The sequence below is a fragment of the Sphingomonas sp. UYEF23 genome, assembly GCF_040546165.1.
Classification (GTDB): domain Bacteria; phylum Pseudomonadota; class Alphaproteobacteria; order Sphingomonadales; family Sphingomonadaceae; genus Sphingomonas; species Sphingomonas glacialis.
Genome location: NZ_JBEPNG010000001.1, coordinates 263,358 through 280,911 on the forward strand (window position 1 = coordinate 263,358; position 17,554 = coordinate 280,911).

Annotated in this window: 16 protein-coding genes; 11 read left to right on the forward strand and 5 right to left on the reverse strand. The window is 68.1% G+C overall.

Annotated features, from left to right (window positions below; genetic code table 11):
* Positions 1–43: 43 nt before the first annotated feature.
* The 10 genes from ABIB28_RS01205 (at position 44) to ABIB28_RS01250 (ending at position 12,594) form a co-directional block, all read left to right on the forward strand.
* Entirely contained in the window at positions 44–439 is a 396-nt protein-coding gene (locus ABIB28_RS01205) for a hypothetical protein (protein WP_354285774.1), read from the forward strand.
* The gene (locus tag ABIB28_RS01210; protein ID WP_354285776.1) at positions 436–1,707 is read left to right on the forward strand and encodes an efflux RND transporter periplasmic adaptor subunit; all 1,272 of its coding nucleotides are present in this window, start codon (positions 436–438) and stop codon (positions 1,705–1,707) included. Before ABIB28_RS01205 ends, ABIB28_RS01210 begins: the two co-directional genes overlap by 4 nt.
* Before the next feature lie 211 nt (positions 1,708–1,918).
* Positions 1,919–5,101, forward strand: coding sequence for an efflux RND transporter permease subunit (locus ABIB28_RS01215; RefSeq protein WP_354285777.1), 3,183 nt, complete (start codon positions 1,919–1,921; stop codon positions 5,099–5,101).
* 8 nt (positions 5,102–5,109) lie between these two features.
* Complete coding sequence (locus tag ABIB28_RS01220) at positions 5,110–6,513, forward strand: efflux transporter outer membrane subunit (RefSeq protein ID WP_354285779.1); 1,404 nt, start codon at positions 5,110–5,112, stop codon at positions 6,511–6,513.
* 255 nt (positions 6,514–6,768) lie between these two features.
* On the forward strand, positions 6,769–7,218 hold the full coding sequence (locus ABIB28_RS01225) for a MarR family winged helix-turn-helix transcriptional regulator (RefSeq protein ID WP_354285781.1): 450 nt from the start codon (positions 6,769–6,771) through the stop codon (positions 7,216–7,218).
* On the forward strand, positions 7,215–9,260 hold the full coding sequence (locus tag ABIB28_RS01230) for an FUSC family protein (RefSeq protein WP_354285783.1): 2,046 nt from the start codon (positions 7,215–7,217) through the stop codon (positions 9,258–9,260). Before ABIB28_RS01225 ends, ABIB28_RS01230 begins: the two co-directional genes overlap by 4 nt.
* Positions 9,257–9,463 carry a DUF1656 domain-containing protein gene (locus tag ABIB28_RS01235; protein WP_189674800.1) on the forward strand — a complete coding sequence of 69 codons (207 nt, stop codon included), beginning with the start codon at positions 9,257–9,259 and terminating at the stop codon, positions 9,461–9,463. Before ABIB28_RS01230 ends, ABIB28_RS01235 begins: the two co-directional genes overlap by 4 nt.
* A complete protein-coding gene (locus ABIB28_RS01240; protein WP_354285785.1) occupies positions 9,460–10,344 on the forward strand; it encodes an efflux RND transporter periplasmic adaptor subunit in 885 nt (294 codons plus the stop codon). Before ABIB28_RS01235 ends, ABIB28_RS01240 begins: the two co-directional genes overlap by 4 nt.
* Positions 10,341–11,744: an efflux transporter outer membrane subunit gene (locus ABIB28_RS01245; RefSeq protein WP_133188433.1), complete on the forward strand. Its 1,404-nt coding sequence runs from the start codon at positions 10,341–10,343 to the stop codon at positions 11,742–11,744. The genes ABIB28_RS01240 and ABIB28_RS01245 overlap by 4 nt, the downstream gene beginning before the upstream one ends.
* Before the next feature lie 19 nt (positions 11,745–11,763).
* Positions 11,764–12,594 carry an aldo/keto reductase gene (locus ABIB28_RS01250; protein ID WP_354285787.1) on the forward strand — a complete coding sequence of 277 codons (831 nt, stop codon included), beginning with the start codon at positions 11,764–11,766 and terminating at the stop codon, positions 12,592–12,594.
* On the opposite strand, the gene ABIB28_RS01255 is transcribed toward ABIB28_RS01250, so the two are convergent.
* The 4 genes from ABIB28_RS01255 to ABIB28_RS01270 all read right to left on the reverse strand — a co-directional run bounded on the left by ABIB28_RS01255 (position 12,591) and on the right by ABIB28_RS01270 (position 16,068).
* Positions 12,591–13,454, reverse strand: coding sequence for an exonuclease domain-containing protein (locus tag ABIB28_RS01255; RefSeq protein WP_133188437.1), 864 nt, complete (start codon positions 13,452–13,454; stop codon positions 12,591–12,593). The genes ABIB28_RS01250 and ABIB28_RS01255 overlap by 4 nt on opposite strands.
* Before the next feature lie 31 nt (positions 13,455–13,485).
* Positions 13,486–14,076 (reverse strand): alpha-ketoglutarate-dependent dioxygenase AlkB, encoded by a 591-nt coding sequence (locus ABIB28_RS01260; protein WP_354285790.1) that lies wholly within the window; start codon positions 14,074–14,076, stop codon positions 13,486–13,488.
* 229 nt (positions 14,077–14,305) lie between these two features.
* Positions 14,306–15,610 carry an OmpP1/FadL family transporter gene (locus tag ABIB28_RS01265; RefSeq protein ID WP_354285792.1) on the reverse strand — a complete coding sequence of 435 codons (1,305 nt, stop codon included), beginning with the start codon at positions 15,608–15,610 and terminating at the stop codon, positions 14,306–14,308.
* Positions 15,611–15,657: 47 nt separating this feature from the next.
* Entirely contained in the window at positions 15,658–16,068 is a 411-nt protein-coding gene (locus ABIB28_RS01270; protein ID WP_133188443.1) for a DUF2147 domain-containing protein, read from the reverse strand.
* Between the two features lie 349 nt (positions 16,069–16,417).
* Here ABIB28_RS01270 and ABIB28_RS01275 point away from each other — a divergent pair, with 349 nt between their 5' ends.
* Complete coding sequence (locus ABIB28_RS01275; RefSeq protein ID WP_133188445.1) at positions 16,418–16,852, forward strand: MerR family transcriptional regulator; 435 nt, start codon at positions 16,418–16,420, stop codon at positions 16,850–16,852.
* Positions 16,853–16,860: 8 nt separating this feature from the next.
* On the opposite strand, the gene ABIB28_RS01280 is transcribed toward ABIB28_RS01275, so the two are convergent.
* On the reverse strand, positions 16,861–17,529 hold the full coding sequence (locus ABIB28_RS01280) for a FadR/GntR family transcriptional regulator (protein WP_322164203.1): 669 nt from the start codon (positions 17,527–17,529) through the stop codon (positions 16,861–16,863).
* Between the last annotated feature and the right edge of the window lie 25 nt (positions 17,530–17,554).

Consider the following 17,554-nt stretch of genomic DNA (forward strand, 5'->3'; position numbering starts at 1 on the left):
TGCTGCTCGTCTGTCCGCCAAAGACCCAAGAGGGGGATTTTCCATGGCCTATCTCGACCTCGACAATATGTTCGCAGCGCCCGTCACCAGCCGCAGCCAGACGCCTGCCACCGCTGGGCTTGCCGGGTTCTCGGCGCTCGAATGGAGCGTCATTGCGCTGGCGCAACGCGATACGCTCGGCAGCCTTACCACCCCTGGCCGCCTGGCGCGCGCGCTTGGCGGCGTATTCGGGCGCGGTACCGCATCGCGGCTCGCCGATCCGAAGCTGGAAGCGCTCCGCCGCGCGGCGGTGCACGCCCGGCATCGCGGTTTCGCCCTGCCAACGGCTGAAATCGCGCATTTCCATTCGGTCGGCTTCAGCGAGGCGCAACTCGAGACGCTCATCATCAGCGTGACCGGAATGCGCGTCGGACGTACCGACCGGAGGATCTTCGCATGAACATGATCGCACCGATCGATACGACGCCGGAGCTTCGTACCGAATCCGACATATCCAAACCAAAGCGGTGGACGCGCTGGCAAAAGCGCGCGGCAGTGCTGGTGCCGATCGCGGTCGCCGGGGTCGTCGGCGTCAAGCTGTTCGATCATTCCGACGCGGTCGCAGCGCTTCCGCCGCCCGCCGCCGTGACCATCGCCACGCCGTTGGTACGCCAGGTCAGCGAGTGGGACGATTATGTCGGCCGCTTCGCGCCCAGCCGCAGAGTCGAGGTCCGGCCGCGCGTTGCGGGTGAAGTGACCGGGGTGCATTTCCACGACGGCGATGTCGTCCGCCAGGGCCAATTGCTCTTCACGATCGACTCGCGCCCCTTCGCCGCCGCGCTCGCCGAAGCACGCGCCAACGAGGCGAGTGCGCAAAGCGCGCTGGTGCTGGCGCGCACCGATCTCGGCCGCGCGACGCGGCTGATCGCCGACGATGCGGTTTCGGCCGGCGAAGTCGATGCACTGCGCGGGAAGCTGCAGGCGGCACAAGCCGGCCTCGCGGCGGCGCAAGCCCGCGTCCGGGCGCGCGCGCTCGATGTGTCCTTCACGCAGATCCGGGCACCGATCAGCGGACGCATCTCGGATCGCCGCGTCGATGCGGGCAATCAGGTCGCCGGCGGCGAAGGCACCGGCGGCACGGTGCTGACGACGATCAACGCGCTCGACCCGATCTACTTCACCTTCGACGGTTCGGAGGCGTTGTTCCTCAAGACGCAACGCAACCGCCAGCCGGGTGCCGCTGCGCCTGCGGTCGAGATCCAGTTGCAGGACGAGACGAGCCATCGCTGGAAGGGCAAGCTCGACTTCACCGACAACGGGCTCGACACGCATTCGGGCACGATCCGCGGTCGCGCGGTGCTCGCCAATCCGGGGCTGTTCCTGACGCCGGGGATGTTCGGCAACATGCGGCTCGCCAGCGCCGGGACCAGGCCCGCTTTGCTCGTCCCCGACGATGCGGTGCAGACCGACCAGGCACGCAAGGTCCTGCTCACGGTCGATGGCAACAATGTCGTCACCGCCAAGCCGGTCGTGCTCGGCGCGGTGGTCGACGGGATGCGCGTGATCCGATCGGGCGTCGGCCCGCAGGATCGCATCATCATCAAGGGCACGCAGATGGCGATGCCGGGTGCCAAGGTTGCGCCCACGGTCGGCAAGATCGCGGTTTCGGCGGATGCATCTGCGCCGACCGCGCAGCCAATCGCGGGCGAAGCGACGCTGAGCCGGTAATGCCCCTGCTCGTCACCCTCGCGAAGGCGAGGGTGCCGCTTCTTCTCCCACGACGGGGCAAGGCAGCGGGATCCCCGCTTTCGCAGGGATGACGGGAGTGGCGTCGGTCCGGACCCAATAGCCGATCGATTCATCATTGCCGTTCGTCGCTTCGGCGTCCGCTCGTGGACGCTCTCCGGTGACGTGCGCGCTTCTTCTAGGGACACTGTCCATGCGCTTCTCGCGCTTCTTCATCACCCGGCCGATCTTCGCCGGGGTCATCGCGGTGGTCATCACCATCGTGGGTCTGGTCGCCTATTTCACCCTGCCGGTGTCGCAATATCCCGATATCGTGCCCCCCACGGTGACGGTCAGCGCGGTGTATCCGGGCGCTTCGGCCGAAACCGTCGCCGAGACCGTCGCCGCGCCGATCGAGCAGGAAATCAACGGCGTCGACAACATGCTGTACCAGTCGTCCCAATCGACCGGCGATGGCAAGGTGACGATCACCGTCACCTTCAAGATCGGCACCAACCTCGATGCCGCGCAGGTGCTCGTGCAAAACCGCGTCGCGGTCGCGGTCCCGCGGCTACCCGAGGACGTGCAGCGCCTTGGCGTGGTGACGCGCAAGACCAGCCCGGACTTCCTGATGGTCGTCAACCTGATCTCGCCCGACAATTCGCTCGATCGCGGCTACATCTCCAATTACGCGCTCACCCAGGTCCGCGATCGCCTCAGCCGCATCGATGGCGTCGGTGACGTGCAACTGTTCGGCGCGCGCGACTATTCGATGCGCGTCTGGATCGACCCCGGCCGTGCCGCCGCGCTCGACCTGACCGCGGGCGAAATCGTCGCGGCACTCCGCGCCCAGAACGTCCAGGTCGCGGCGGGCACGCTCGGCCAGCCGCCCTACGCCACTGGCAACGCGTTCCAGCTCAACGTCGAGACGCAGGGCCGCCTCACCGACCCCAAGCAGTTCGCCGACGTGGTGATCCGCACCGACAAGGATGGCCGCCAGGTCAAGGTCTCGGACGTCGCGCGGGTCGAGCTCGGTGCGCAGGACTACGGCGCCAACACCTATCTCAGCGGCAAGCCGACGGTCATCGCGGCGGTCTTCCAGCGCCCAGGCTCGAACGCGCTCGCCGCCGCGCAAGCGGTGTCGGCCGAGATGGAGACGATGTCGAAGAAGTTCCCCAAGGGGCTCGCCTACAAGGTCATCTACAACCCGACCGAATTCATCGCCCAGTCGATCGACGCGGTGAAGCACACGCTGATCGAGGCGATGATCCTCGTCGTGCTCGTCATCCTCGTCTTCCTGCAGAAGTGGCGCGCGGCGGTCATCCCGATTGTTGCGATCCCGGTCTCGCTGATCGGCACCTTCGCGGTGCTGGCAGCGGTCGGTTACTCGCTCAACAACCTGTCGCTGTTCGGGCTGGTGCTCGCGATCGGCATCGTTGTCGACGACGCGATCGTTGTGGTCGAAAATGTCGAGCGCAACCTCGAGCACGGGCTCTCCCCGCTCGAGGCGGCGCGCAAGTCGATGGACGAAGTGTCGGGCGCGCTCGTCGCGATCGTGCTCGTGCTCTGCGCGGTGTTCATCCCGACCGTGTTCCTCACCGGCCTGTCGGGCGCCTTCTACCGCCAGTTCGCGGTGACGATCTCGACCGCGACGATCATCTCGCTGCTGCTCTCGCTGACACTGTCGCCCGCGCTCGCGGCGATGCTGCTCAAGCCGCATGGACCGGCGGATTCGGGCAACCGCGCCGCGCGGCTGGTGCGCCGCGCGGGCGACGCCTTCAACCGCGGCTTCGAGCGGATGAGCGAGGCCTATGGCCGCATGACGCTGCGCCTCGTCAGCGCACCGCGCAAAATGATGCTGGCGTACGGCGCGCTGATCGCGCTGACCGCCGTCGTCTTCACCGTCACGCCGTCGGGCTTCGTGCCAGCGCAGGATCAGGGCTACTTCCTGACGATCATCCAGCTGCCGCCGGGCTCGGCGGTCGATCGCACCGATGCCGTGATGCAGAAGGTCGCCAAGCGCATCCTGCCGCTCGCCGGGGTCAAGGGCGCGGTCATGCTTGCCGGCTTCGACGGCCCGTCGCAGACGCTCGCGCCCAACAGCGCCGCCGCCTACATCCCGCTCAAGAGCTTCGAGGAACGTCGCAAGCTCGGCGTGACGCTCGCCTCGATCATGGGCGAGGCGCAGAAGGCGACCGCCGACATCAATGAGGCACGTCTGCTGATCGTCCCGCCGCCGCTGATCCAAGGCATCGGCTCGGCCGGCGGCTATCGCCTGATGGTGCAGGACCTGCAGGGGCATGGCTATCAGGAGATGGGCAAGACCGCCTACGGCCTGATCGGCCAGGCGAACCAGACCAAGGGGCTGGCGCAGGTCTATACCTTCTTCGACACCGCCACCCCGCGCATCTTCGCCGATGTCGATCGCACCAAGGCGAACATGCTGGGGGTGCCACCCGAGCGCGTGTTCGAGGCGCTGCAGGTCTATCTCGGGTCGGCGTTCGTCAACGACTTCAACCTGCTCGGCCGCACCTACCGCGTCACCGCCCAGGCCGATGCGCCGTTCCGCAACACCACCGCCGATATCGCCAACCTCAAGACGCGGTCGAACACCGGGCAGATGGTGCCGATCGGATCGGTCTCGACCTTCCGCGACAAGACCGGGCCGTATCGCGTCGTGCGCTACAATCTGTTCCCGGCGGTCGAGGTCGATGGCGACACCGCCAAGGGGTCGTCGTCGGGCCAGTCGCTCGTCGCAATGGAGAAGCTCGCCGATACCGCATTGCCGACGGGGTACGCACATGAATGGACCGGCATCGCCTTCCAGCAGAAATCGGCGGGCAGCACGGCGGGGCTCGTCTTCGGCATGGCGGTGCTGTTCGTCTTTCTCGTGCTCGCCGCACAATATGAGAGCCTGACGCTGCCGCTCGCGATCATCCTGATCGTGCCAATGTGCCTGCTCGCGGCGATGACCGGGGTGAATCTGCGCGGGATGGACAACAATGTCCTGACGCAGATCGGCCTCGTCGTGCTGATCGCGCTTGCCGCCAAGAACGCGATCCTCGTGGTCGAGTTCGCCAAGCAGGCCGAGGAGGAAGACGGCCTGTCGCCGGTCGAGGCGGCAGTCCGCGCGGCGAAGGACCGGTTGCGGCCGATCCTGATGACGAGCTTCGCCTTCATCCTCGGCGCGGTGCCGCTGGTGATCGCCGAGGGGGCTGGCGCCGAACTCCGCCAGGCGCTCGGCACGGCGGTGTTCTTCGGGATGATCGGTGTGACCGGCTTCGGCCTGCTCTTCACCCCCACCTTCTACGTCGTCGCGCGCGCGCTGGCGAAGCGGCTCGAACGCCGCCGCCCGGCTTCCCCATCCGCCGCCCCGACGCTTCAGCCAGCCGAATAGGAACGATCATGAAAGCCGTCCTGCTCACCAGCCTCTCCGCGCTCGCCCTCTCCGCCTGCGCCGCCGGGCCTAATTATGTCGCCCCCCTGCCCCCACCGACCGCCGCGGCGCCGTTCGTCACGTCAAACGCCGCGACGGTCACCACCGATGCCGAGCTGAACTGGTGGCGGATGTACCGCGATCCCGTGCTCGACGGGCTCGTCGCCGATGCGCTCGCGGCGAACACCGATCTGCGCGTCGCGGTCGCGCGGCTCGACACCGCCCGCGCCTCGCTGCGCGGCGCCAAGACCGACCGCGAGCCGCAGGTGAATGCCGGCGCGAGCGGCACTTACGCACGGTCGTCGCAACTACAGAGCCTGCCCGGCTTGGCACGCGAGCGCGCCACCTACGATGTCGGCCTCGACGTCAGCTACGAACTCGACCTCTCGGGCCGAGCCCGCCGCAATGTCGAGGCGGCACGCGGCGATGTCGGCGCGGCGCAGGCCGATGCCGATGCGGTGCGCGTCTCGATCGTTGCCGCGACGACGCGCGCCTATGTCGATGCCGCCTCCTCGGCCGAGCGGCTCGCGGTCGCGCGGCGGATCGTCGACCTCCTCGAAAAGTCGACGACGCTGACCGGCAAGCGCGTCGACGCCGGGCGCGCGACCAAGCTCGACCAGGTCCGCATCGCCGCGCTGCGCGACCAGCGCGCCGCGCTCGTCCCGCAGATCGAGAGCGAGCGGCAAGCCGCGCTGTTCCGCCTGGCGACGCTCACCGGTCGAACGCCGCGCGACCTCCCCACCAGCGCCAGCGCGCGCAGCACGACGCCGCGGCTCGACCAGCCGATCCCGATCGGCGACGGGGCGGCTTTGCTCGCCCGACGCCCGGACGTTCGCGCCGCCGAGCGCCGCCTTGCCGCGTCGACCGCGCGGATCGGGGTGCAGACATCGCAACTCTATCCGCAGATCTCGCTAGGCGCCTCGATCGGCTCGACCGCGACGACGGTCGGCGATCTGTTCACCGGCGGTCCGGTGCGCTGGCTGCTCGGGCCATTGCTCAACTGGTCGCTCAACCAGTCGGCGGCGCGGGCGAAGATCGCCGGCGCCAAGGCCGAGACGCGCGGCGCGCTCGCCAGCTTCGACGGCAGCGTGCTGAGCGCGCTCGAGGAGACCGAGACCGCGCTGTCGACCTATGCGCGCGAGCTAGACCGCCGCACGCAGTTGCAGTCGGCACGCGACAATGCCGCGACCGCCGCGCGGATCACCCGCGCGCGCCAGCGCGAGGGGACGATCGATTTCCTCGAAGTGCTCGATGCCGAACGCACCTTCGCCGACAGCGACGCCGAACTGGCCGCCGCCGACGCGCGGATCGCCGATGCGCAGATCGACCTGTTCCGCGCGCTGGGGGGTGGATGGCAATCCCGACAAAGCTGATCGTGCAGGGCGCGGTGGCGGCCGATCGAAAGGCCATCGGCGTCGCGTCGCCCCACGCGGACGCGCTCCTAACGGCTAAGCCAGGGCCGCGCCGCACAACCGACGAACCGCTGGCGTGGTCGGCCAACGCCCCGCCGGCCGGTCCGCACCAAAATTCGGCCCGGCTTGGACCCAAAGCGGTTTCGTTTCGTTGCCGTCGCATTCCATCCTCAAGGGTTGCGATTGCGCCATGCATCATTACTTAGCACGCTAATGATGTCCGAACGATCTAACGTCGAAGCCGCTTATGCTCGCACACTCCTTCCGCTTGCGCGCATGTGGCGGCAATCCGCCGACCGTGCGCTGAGCGGCTTTGGCCTATCCGCTTCAGGCGGGTGGACGATCGTCCAAGTCGGGCGCCTCGGTGACGATGTGCGCCAGACCGACCTCGCCGCCGAGCTCGACGTTTCCGCCGCCTCCTTGGTTCGCGTGGTCGATCAGTTGGTCGCCGCCGAACTGGTCGACCGCCAACGCGACGACGTCGATGCCCGCGTCAGCCGCGTCCGCTTGACCGAGCGGGGCCGCGCGCTGGTCGCAAAGATCGAGGCGGCGTTCGAGGCGTTGCGACGCGAGATGCTCGCCGACGTCGCCGACACCGATCTTGCCACCGCCCTGCGGGTGGCAGAGCAGCTCGAGGCGCGCTTCACCCGGAAGCGCAGCCGATGACGGGCAATCGCTTCGGCTGGAAAGAGGCGCTGTTCTCGGTCAAATGCCTGCTCGCGGCGGTGCTTGCCTATTATATTGCGCTGCGGATCGGCCTGACGCGGCCATACTGGGCGGTGACGACGTCGTACATCGTCGCGCAACCGCTCGCCGGCGCCGCGCTGTCGAAGGCGGCGTTCCGCGTGATGGGGACGGTGCTCGGCGCCGCCGCCGCGGTCGTGCTGGTGCCGAACCTCGTCAACGCGCCCGAACTGCTGTCGCTTGGGCTCGCGCTGTGGCTCGGCGTGTGCCTCTATATCTCGTTGCTCGACCGGACACCGCGCGCCTACGTTTTTCTGCTCGCCGGCTATACCGCGAGCATCATTGGCTTCCCCTCGGTCGAAGCGCCGGGTGCGATTTTCACCACCGCGATCCTGCGCGTCGAGGAGATCACGATCGGGATCCTGTGCGGCGCGTTGGTGCACGGCTTCGTCTTCCCGCAGACCGTCACTGCAACGCTGCTCTCGCGCGTCAACGCGATCCTCGCCGATGCCGAGCGCTGGTCGCGCGATTCGCTCGCGGGGCTCGCCGACAGCCGGCTCGACCGTGATCGGCGACGGCTCGCGCTCGATATCAACGAGCTGCACCAGCTCTCCATCCATTTGCCGTTCGACACCGCACGCCTCCAGCCGCGCGTCCGTACGCTGCGCGCGCTTCAAGCCGAGCTGTCGATGCTGCTCCCGCTCGCCAGCGCCGTCGACGACCGCATCCGCGAATTGCTGCGTGGGGCCGACGCGCCGCGTCCCGAAGCGCTCGCGTTGATCGAGGAGGTCCGCGGCTGGCTCGCCGCTGCGCTGCCGATGGCCGAGCGCAACGCCACCGGCGATGCGCTGATCGCCCGCGCGCGCGCGCTCGAGCCGCCTGTGGCCGAGCCATTGCTGTGGCGCGATGCACTGCGGCTGAGTTTGCTCGCGCGGCTCGCCGAGCTGATCGATGCGCATCGCAATGCGCGCGACTTGCTCGACCAGATGCGCTCGCCCTCGCGCACGCCGCTCAACCCCGGCGTCGCGCGACTGCTGGCGCGGACCGCGCGCCGCCCGCTCCACCGCGACCGTGGCATCGCGCTGCGGGCGGCGGCGGGAACCGTCGCGACGATCCTGATCGGCTGCGTCTTCTGGATCGGGACGGGCTGGTCCGATGGCGCTGGCGCGGTGCTGATCGCGGGCGTGTGCTGCGCGCTGTTCGGCAACAGCGACGATCCCGCGCCGTCGATCATGGCGTTCTTCTACGGCACCATCCTCGGCCTGACCGTGGCGGCGATCTACGCTTTCGCGATCCTGCCACGCGTCACCGATTTCGTGACGCTGATCGCGGTGCTTGCGCCGGCGATGCTGATCGGCGGCGTATTCCTGTCGCGCCCGCGGACGACGCTGGTCACGCTCGGCGCGTTGCTCGGCGGGATCAATACGGTCGGGCTCAACGATCGCTACGGCGGCAGCTTCGACGGGTTCGTCAATGGCGGCGTCTCGCAGCTGATCGGGACGATCTTCGCGGTCGTCACCGTCGGCCTGTTCCAGACGATCGGCGCCGATACCGCCGCGCGCCGCCTGATCCGCGCCGGCTGGCGCGAACTGGCGCAGCGAAGCAACGCGAAGGGCCCGCCCGACGCCGCAGGCTGGGTTGCGCGGATGCTCGACCGGATCGGCTTGTTAGCGCCGCGGCTCGCGCTGCAGGACAAGGATCCGGGCAAACCGCTGCTCGATGCGTTGAGCGATCTGCGCGTTGGCGTCGCGATCGGCGAATTGCGGCAATTGCGGCTCGACGGCACGCTCGACGACGCTGCGAGCATAACTCCCGTCCTGCAGGGCGTCGGCACGCATTATCGCGCGCTGCGGCCAGATCGCCCCGCCCCACCCGAACCCGAGCTGCTTGCCGATCTCGACAGCGCGATCGGCGATCTGGCGGCCAACCCCGAACCCGCCCGCGCGCGTGCCGGCGTGCTGGCTTTGACGTCGTTGCGCCGCAACCTCTTCCCCGGCGCGCCGGCGTATGGAATCGCGGCATGATCGGCGAAGTCTCGATCGGCGGGGTGTTCGTGCCGACGATCCTGCTGCTGGCGATCGCCGCGCTGGTGCTGACCGCCGTCGTCACGCGGCTGCTGTCGGCGTTCGGCGCGTATCGCTTCGTTGCCTACCGACCCTTGGTCGACCTCGCGCTCTTCTTCCTCATCCTCGGACTCTTGTCCTTGCTGACCGGACCCTCGTTATGAAATCGCTGCTCGCCCCGCTTGGCCGTTCCGCCGTGACGATCGTGATCGTGCTGCTCGCGATCCTCGTCGCTTTGTGGCTGTGGCGCCGCTACGAGACCGATCCGTGGACGCGCGACGGGCATATCCGTGCCGATGTCGTCCGCATCACCCCCGATGTCGGCGGGTTGATCACGCAAGTCGCGGTGCACGACAATCAGCGCGTGAAGGCGGGCGACGTGCTGTTCGTCGTCGATCGCCCGCGCTTCGCGTTGACGCTCGCGCAGTCCGACGCGGCGATCCAGAGCGCGCGCGCGACGCTGCTGCAAGCGCGGAGCGAGGCGCAGCGCGACCTTGCGCTCGGCGATCTCGTCGCCAAGGAAACGCACGAGCAAAATGTCGCGCGCGTTGCGACCGCCAGCGCGGCGCTCGCGCAGGCGCAGAGCGCGCGCTCCACCGCCGCGCTCAACCTCGCGCGGACCACGGTACGCGCGAGCGTCAACGGCACGGTGACCAATCTCGATCTGCACCCGGGCGACTTCATCGCAGCGGGGGCGCAAGCGATGGCGCTGCTCGATTCGGATTCGATTCGCGTCGAGGGCTATTTCGAGGAAACAAAGCTCGGCAGCATTCATATCGGCGACCCCGTCACGGTCCATCTGATGGGCGAGCCGCGCGCGCTGAAGGGCCGCGTCGACAGCATCGCAGCGGGCATTAGCGACAACGAGCGCAGCATCAGCGCGAACCAGCTACCGACGGTCAACCCGACCTTCACCTGGGTCCGCCTCGCACAGCGTATCCCGGTGCGCGTCAAGCTGACCGCGGTGCCGCAGGGGGTCTCGCTGATCGTCGGGCGCAGCGCGACGGTAACGGTCGTCCCGCAAGCCCCACAGGTGCACGCATGAGGCGCGGTGTCCTCGCGGGAGCTGCCGCGCTTCTGCTGGCCGGCTGCACCACTGCCGGACCGAACTACACGCTGCCCGATCCAGCCGTGGTCAACCGCCCGAGCGCGCAAGGCGCGTTCGACAGCGGCAAGGAGAAGCGCTTTGCCGATGTCCCGCTGCCCGATCACTGGTGGCAGCTCTATGGGGACACGCGGCTCGACGGCTTCGTCGCGGAAGGGCTTGCCGCCAATGCCGACCTGCGCGTTGCCGACGCCAATCTGCGACGCGCCGATGCGGTCGTGGCGGAGGTCGCTGCTGGACGGACGCTGTCGACCGCGCTTGGCGGCGGCGCGTCGCTGTCGCGGCCCGCTGGCACCGGCGGATCGCTGCCGGGTACGGTGGGCTACGATGTCGGGCTGTCGCTCGCCTACCCGCTCGATCTGGCGGGGCGAATCCGTCGCGCGATCGAGGCGGCGCAGGGCGATGCCGAAGCCGTCGCCGCGGCGCGCGACAATGTCCGCGTGACCGTGGCTGCCGAGATCGCGCGCAGCTATGCGGCGGCCTGCACGGCGAACATGGTGCTCGCCGCCAACAACCGCGTGCTCGCGCTCCAGCGCCAGACGCTCGGCGTGACGCAGCGGCTGCAACGCGGCGGACGCGGGACGGCCTTCGACGTGACGCGCGCGCAAAGCGCGGTCGATCAGAGCGCTGCGCTGGTTCCCTCAACGATCGCGACGCGCACCGCCGCGCTCTACCGGCTCGCCACGCTGATGGGCCGCGCGCCCGCCGATTACCCGAAGGACGTGGCGAGCTGCGCGACCGCGCCGACGATGCGCAAGCCGCTGCCGATCGGTGACGGCGCAGGGCTGATCGCGCGGCGGCCCGATATCCGCGCCGCCGAACGCTCGCTCGCCGCCGCGACCGCGCGGATCGGGGTCGCCACGGCGAACCTGTATCCCCAGGTCAGCCTCGGTGGATCGGTCGGGCTGACCGGGCCGCTCTCGGCGTTCGGGTCGGGCGATGCCTTCCATGTCGGGCTGGGACCGCTGATCAGCTGGAGCTTCCCCAACCGCCCGATCGTCCGCGCACAGATCGCGCAGGCGGGCGCGGCCGCCGACGCTGCGCTCGCGCAGTTCGATTCGACGACGCTCGAGGCGCTGCGCCAGACCGAGACCGCGCTCTCGGCCTATGCGCGCGAGGCCGATCGCAACGCGGCACTCGCCCGCGCGCAGGCGAGTGCCGCGCGCGCGGCGAACCAGGCGGGCACGCTCTATCGCTTCGGGCGGACCGATTTCCTCGCTCTGCTGAGCGCACAGGCCGCGCTCACCACGGCGCAAGCGAACCTTGCCGCCTCCAACGCGTTGTTGGTCGATCGGCAAGTCGACGTGTTCAAGGCCCTTGGCGGGGGCTGGCAGTCCTGACGCGCCGCCCGGAGCAATGATGAAACAGGTTTCCCTCCCCGATGGCACGACCGTCCCGGCGCTTGGCCAGGGTACGTGGATGATGGGCGAAGACCGCTCGAACCGCAGCGCCGAGATCGCGGCTTTGCGCGAGGGCATCACGCTCGGCATGACGCTGATCGACACCGCCGAAATGTACGGCGACGGCGAATCGGAAGCCTTGGTCGGCGAAGCGATCGCTGGGCTTCGCGATCAGGTGTTCCTGGTCAGCAAGGCCTATCCGCAGAATGCCGGCCGCGCGCGCCTTCGCGCGGCGTGCGAAGCCAGCCTCAAGCGGCTCGAAACCGACCGGCTCGATCTCTATCTGCTCCACTGGCGCGGCTCTGTCCCGTTGGCCGAGACGGTCGAGGCGATGGAGGCGCTCCGCGATGCCGGCATGATCGTGCGCTGGGGCGTCAGCAACCTCGACACCGACGATATGGAGGAGCTGGTCGAAGCCGGTGGACAAGGCTGCGCGACCGATCAGATTCTCTACAATCTCACGCGACGCGGGCCCGAGCATGACCTGCTGCCATGGCTCGCGGAGCGGCGGATCCCAATCATGGCGTACAGCCCGGTCGAGCAAGGACGCCTGCTCGGTCACCGCGCGCTGGCGACGATCGCTGCCGCGCGCGACGCGACACCGGCACAGCTCGCGCTGGCCTGGACGATGCGGCGCGACGCCGTGATCGCGATCCCCAAGGCCGGCAGCGTCGCGCACGTCCGCGACAATCGTGCCGCGCTCGATCTCGAACTCGACGCGGAAACGCTGGCGGCGCTGGACGCAGCGTTCCCGCCGCCACGCGCGCGTACGCCGCTCGCGATGCTCTAAGCGGCTTGCCCGATTGCGGCGAGCAGCGTCTGTTCGGACACGATCCGGATCGGCTTGCCCGCGCGGCGCAGCGCTTCGGCCTTGCCATATGCCGGGCTCATCAACGTCGCGCGCGTGAAGCGATCGCCTCCGGCGACGATAAGGACATTGGTGCTCGTACCGACCGAGGTCATCACCTTGGCGCCGAGCGCCGCGAGCCGATGCGCCAATGGCCCATCGCGCGGCTCGCCGACGATCGCGACTCGCTCGCCGAGCAGCGGCCCTGCCTCGGCCGGGGTCGGCGCTGGCCCCGGCTTGCGCGGCGGTGCCAGCCATTTCTCGAGCGAAATCCCGGTTTGCTCGATCGCCTTGACGATCACCCAGCCCGCGGCGCGCGCATCGCTCAGCGCGTCGTGATGGCGATGCGCGATCCCGAGATAGCGCGCCAGCCCCCCAAGCTTGTGGTTTTCGAGATCGGGCCAAGCGCGCTGGGCGACGCGGACGCTGTCGAGCCACGTCGTCTCGATCATCGGCCGATCGTGCTGCCGGCAGGCCGCCGCGAGCGCGCTCTTGTCGAAGAACGAATGCGCGACCGTGGTGCGCCCGGCGAGATGCCGTTCGACCACCGCGTGCACGTCGCCGAAGCGCGGCTGCCCGACGACATGGTGCGCGGCGATCCCATGGATGCGCGTATTGAAGATGTTGAACTCGTCGCACGGATCGAGCAGCGTTTCGTATTCGAAGACTTCGCGGCCTCCGCGAAACCCGACAATGCCGATCTGGCAGATGCTGCTCGCGCGCGAACAGGCGGTCTCGACGTCGATCACGACGAAATCGGGCGGCGGGGATTGGAACTCGGCAGACGACACGTCGTCCGGCATAGCAGTTTTCAGGCGGGCATTGTCCACAGGCTTAGCGATTTGCGGCCGCGATCGACGCCCTGCCCGTGTCGGAGAGGCTGCGAAAGGTGATCGACCAGCGCGGTGCATCCATTTCGGCGATGCTGTGCTCCCACGCGTGGCGTGCAACGCCGCTCAGATGATAGGCGCCGCGCGGAGTCAGCAGCGCGGTGGCCCGCTCGAAGCGGTCGCCGATCCGACGGCGGAAGCGCAGCGTCGCGGGCGCGCCGAGCGAGATGCCGACGACATGCTCGAAGTGCGGCCGGTCGCGGTGCCAGCCGATCCCGGCACCGATATCGTAGCGAATCACCAGCGCTTGGACGAGCGTGCCAGCGGCCAATCCCGCCATCCCCTCGGCACGGCGACGAAGCGGATCGAGCCACGCCGGAATTGGCGAAGCCTCGGCCATCCCGCCGGTGTCGAAATCGTAGTGCCAGCCGAAGCTGTGCGTCAGCCGCTTGCCGAGCCAGCCCTGGAAGCGGAACGGCTCTAGCGCACACGCATCGATCGACGTGACCAGCGCGCGCGCTTCGTCCGCGGAAACGAAATCCTCGACTGCGGTCAGCCCCGGCAGGATCGGGGTATCGAACAGATCACGCATCATCGATCCAAAGACAAAAGGCCGCCCCTTGCGGGACGGCCTTTCCATTGTCGGCCTCAGGCCGGCAACTCTTCAGGCGAGACCGCCCTCCACGAGGGAGACCGAGCTCAAACCCTGTGCCGACTGCGGCGTGAGACAATGAGACATTCGACCACCTCCTTTCCATTGTTGAACGATGACAGGAAGATGGTGACGCTTCCGGGGATTGCAAGATCCCCGGATGTCCGTTCGATCAGAAGCTGAAGCGCCCGCCAAGCGACAGCACGACGGCATGCGCGTTCTGCAGCAGGCCCTTGGTCAGGATGACCGTCTGCGCGGCGGTGCCGGCATAGGCTGCGGTCGCACGGTCGATCGTCGTGTCCTTGAAATCGACATAGCTTGCCGCGGCATCGATCGTCATGTGGTTGCTCATCCGATAGCTGCCGCCCGCCGAATAGGTCCAGCGGTTCGAATCGGGCACGCGCGCGTCACGCAGGCCATCCTGTGTCGGGGTCACTGCGCGCTGCACGCCGGCACGCACCGTCGCCTTGGGGCTGACCGCGTAATCGAAACCGCCGGCGAGGCTCCAGCTGTCGCGGTAGTTCTCGGGCAGTGCGACGTTGAGCGGCGCGCCGAGGCGGATCGCGTCGAACTTGCTCCAGTTATACGCGACGACCTGCGCGTTGAGCGTCAGCGCTTCGGTTGCGCGCAGACGACCGCCGACGATCACCTGACCCGGTGTGTTGAACTGTGCCTGGACGCCCGAGAGCGAACGGTTCTGCGCCGCGAGCGGGCCGACCAGCCCGGCAACGGTGAGATCGCCCTTCAGCGTATGCTTGATGCTCGACTTGTAGCTGATGCCGACCGAAACGAGCTTGTTGTGGAGCTGGACGCCCGCGGTCCAGCCGAAGTCCCAGCCGTCGCCGCGCAGCGTCTGGCTGCCGTCGGGCAGTGCCGCCGAGACGTTGGGCAGCGCGTTGCTGAGGTACGCGTCGGTATATTCGACGTTGAGCGCGCCGCCGACCCGCAGCCAGTCGGTCAGCACCACGCCGATCGAAGGCTGGATGTCGATCGTGCGCAGGCGCGTCTTGTCGGCGCTGTAGCGCGTCCAGCTATTGGCGTCGTAATCGGTGGTGAAGCTGAACGGCGACGTCACCGCGAGGCCGACCGCGATCCGGTCGTTGATCGGATACGCGACCGATCCGCTCGGCAGCACGCCGTTGTTGATCGGATTGCGCGAGCGGGTCTGTCCGCCGATCGGCGCGAAGGCCTGGCCGGGACGCGCGATCAGCGTGCCGTTGTCGACGACGTCACCCTTGGGCAGGATTGCGGTCGCGCTGACCTGGACTTCGGTCTCGGTGATCCCGGCGATCGCGGCAGGGTTCCACCACAGCGACGACGGTCCCGTGTCGGCGACTTCACCCGAGAACGAACGCCCCGCGCCGACCGTGGTCTGTGACTGGAGATAGAAAGCATCGGCGTGCGCAACGCCGGCGAAGCCGACGGTCGAGACGAGTGCAGACGCGGCCAGCAACGGGGCCTTGCAACGGATAACCATGATATATTCCTGAACTGACTTTTCGAGGGGGAAGAAAGAAGGTGGGCTCAGCGCACGCGCGTCCACGTCTGCGTCTTGCAGAGCGGGAAGAAGACGCAGCCGCGCAGCTTGAGCCGGTCGCTGCCAACGGGGGTGATACGACCGCTATAGGTGTGGCCGTCCTCGGCATTGTAGACTTGGCCGTTGGCCCATACGCCGTCCTTGTCGGGTGCAAAGCCGCTCAGCATCAGCATTCCCTGGACAGGACGCGTGCGCAGCTTTTCGTCCGAATTCTTGGCGTCTTTGAGCGACGGATTGGCGCGGATCGCATCCGACGTTACGACTTTACCGCAGATCGAGGCGCCGCACCGGCTGATCTCGACAATGGCATTGAGCGTCTCGGTCTTCCAGCGGCCGATCACGGTGTCGGCGGTGGCGGGGGCGCCGGCGAGCAGGGCGCCAATGAGCAGCAGGGACATGTACGTTCCTCTCCAAGCACCACCATCTCGGTGGTGCAATCGTGGTTGCCGTGCTTGAGCGATCCCCGCACGGTCGGTTCTTGGTGTCGCTCCGTTTCGGCCCTAATGGCGAGCCCGTTGACGTATGCGGCAGATGGCTCGCAGTAGATTCGTATGCCGACAAGTCAAGCACTTGTCGGTACCGCTCGGGCACACCGACCCGGCAACACCGCAAGATCGCGCTTCCCCAACGCGATGAAATCCGCAACACACAGGCCAAGACGTTGATCGCCACGCATTCGACAAAGGAGCGTGTCCGTTGCTCGCCGGTGGTCCGGCAAGGGTCGGCGTCCTTGGATCGAGGGCGTGAATGAAAGAGCCGATGCAGGATCTGACGGGGATCAACGAGGTCGCGCGCATGCTCGACATCACGCCCCGCACGTTGCGTTTCTATGAGGATAAGGGGCTGATCACTCCCTGCCGGGTCGGCGCGATCCGCGTCTATACGCGGCGCGAGATCGCGCGGATGCGGTTGATCCTGCGCGGCAAGCGGCTCGGCTTCACGCTACGCGATATCGTCGAATTTCTCGATCTCTACGACACCGATCCGCAGCATGTCGAACAGATGCGCGCGCTCGCGCAGCGATGCCGCCAGCGGATCGACCGGCTCGCCGCGCAGCAGGAGGCGATCGCCGAAACGCTCGTCGAGCTCGAGAAGATCGAGCGCGAAGCCTTGGCACGCGTGCCCAAACCCCGCCGCCCGCGTGTCGTCCTGTCGTCAGACGCTGCGCCGCGCGAGGCCTAGCCGTCTGATCACGTGTCGTCGTGCTCACGCGCAAGGATCAGCGCCAGCACGTCGGCGATGATCTGCTGCATCGCATGCTGCGCCGCCAGGCCGTCCCGCGCCTCGATTGCGCGCAGCACCGCGCCGTGCGCCGCCAGATCGGCGCTGCGGCCCTTGAAACGATTGGTGAAGCGAATCGACGAGCGCAGCGCGGTCGTCACGACGTCCTCGAACTGCGCGAAGAACGGGTTGCCGGCGGCGCGCAGGATCGCGACATGGAACGCGATATCGGCGTCGAGCGAGTCATCCTCGCCCGCCTCAGCCGCGACCATCCGCGCGTAACCCGCGCGAATCGCGACGAGCCCGCCCGCGCCCGCATTGCGCGCGGCAAGCTCCGCTGCGGCGGGCTCGATCGCGATGCGGAGCTCGCTGAAATGCCGCAGCAGCCCGAGCGAGAATTTCCGCTCGAGCAACCAGCCGAGCACATCGGCATCGAACAGGTTCCACGACTCGGCCGGCTGGACGATCGTCCCTTGGCGCGGCCGGGCCGACAACAGCCCCTTGGCGGTGAGCATCTTGACCGCCTCGCGTGTCACCGATCGGCTGACGCCGTGCTGGCTCGCGAGATCGGCTTCGGTCGGGAAACGCTTGTCCGTATACACCCCCGTCACGATCGCCCGCCCCAACGCATCGAGCATCCCGTGCGTAAGATTGCGTCCGAGC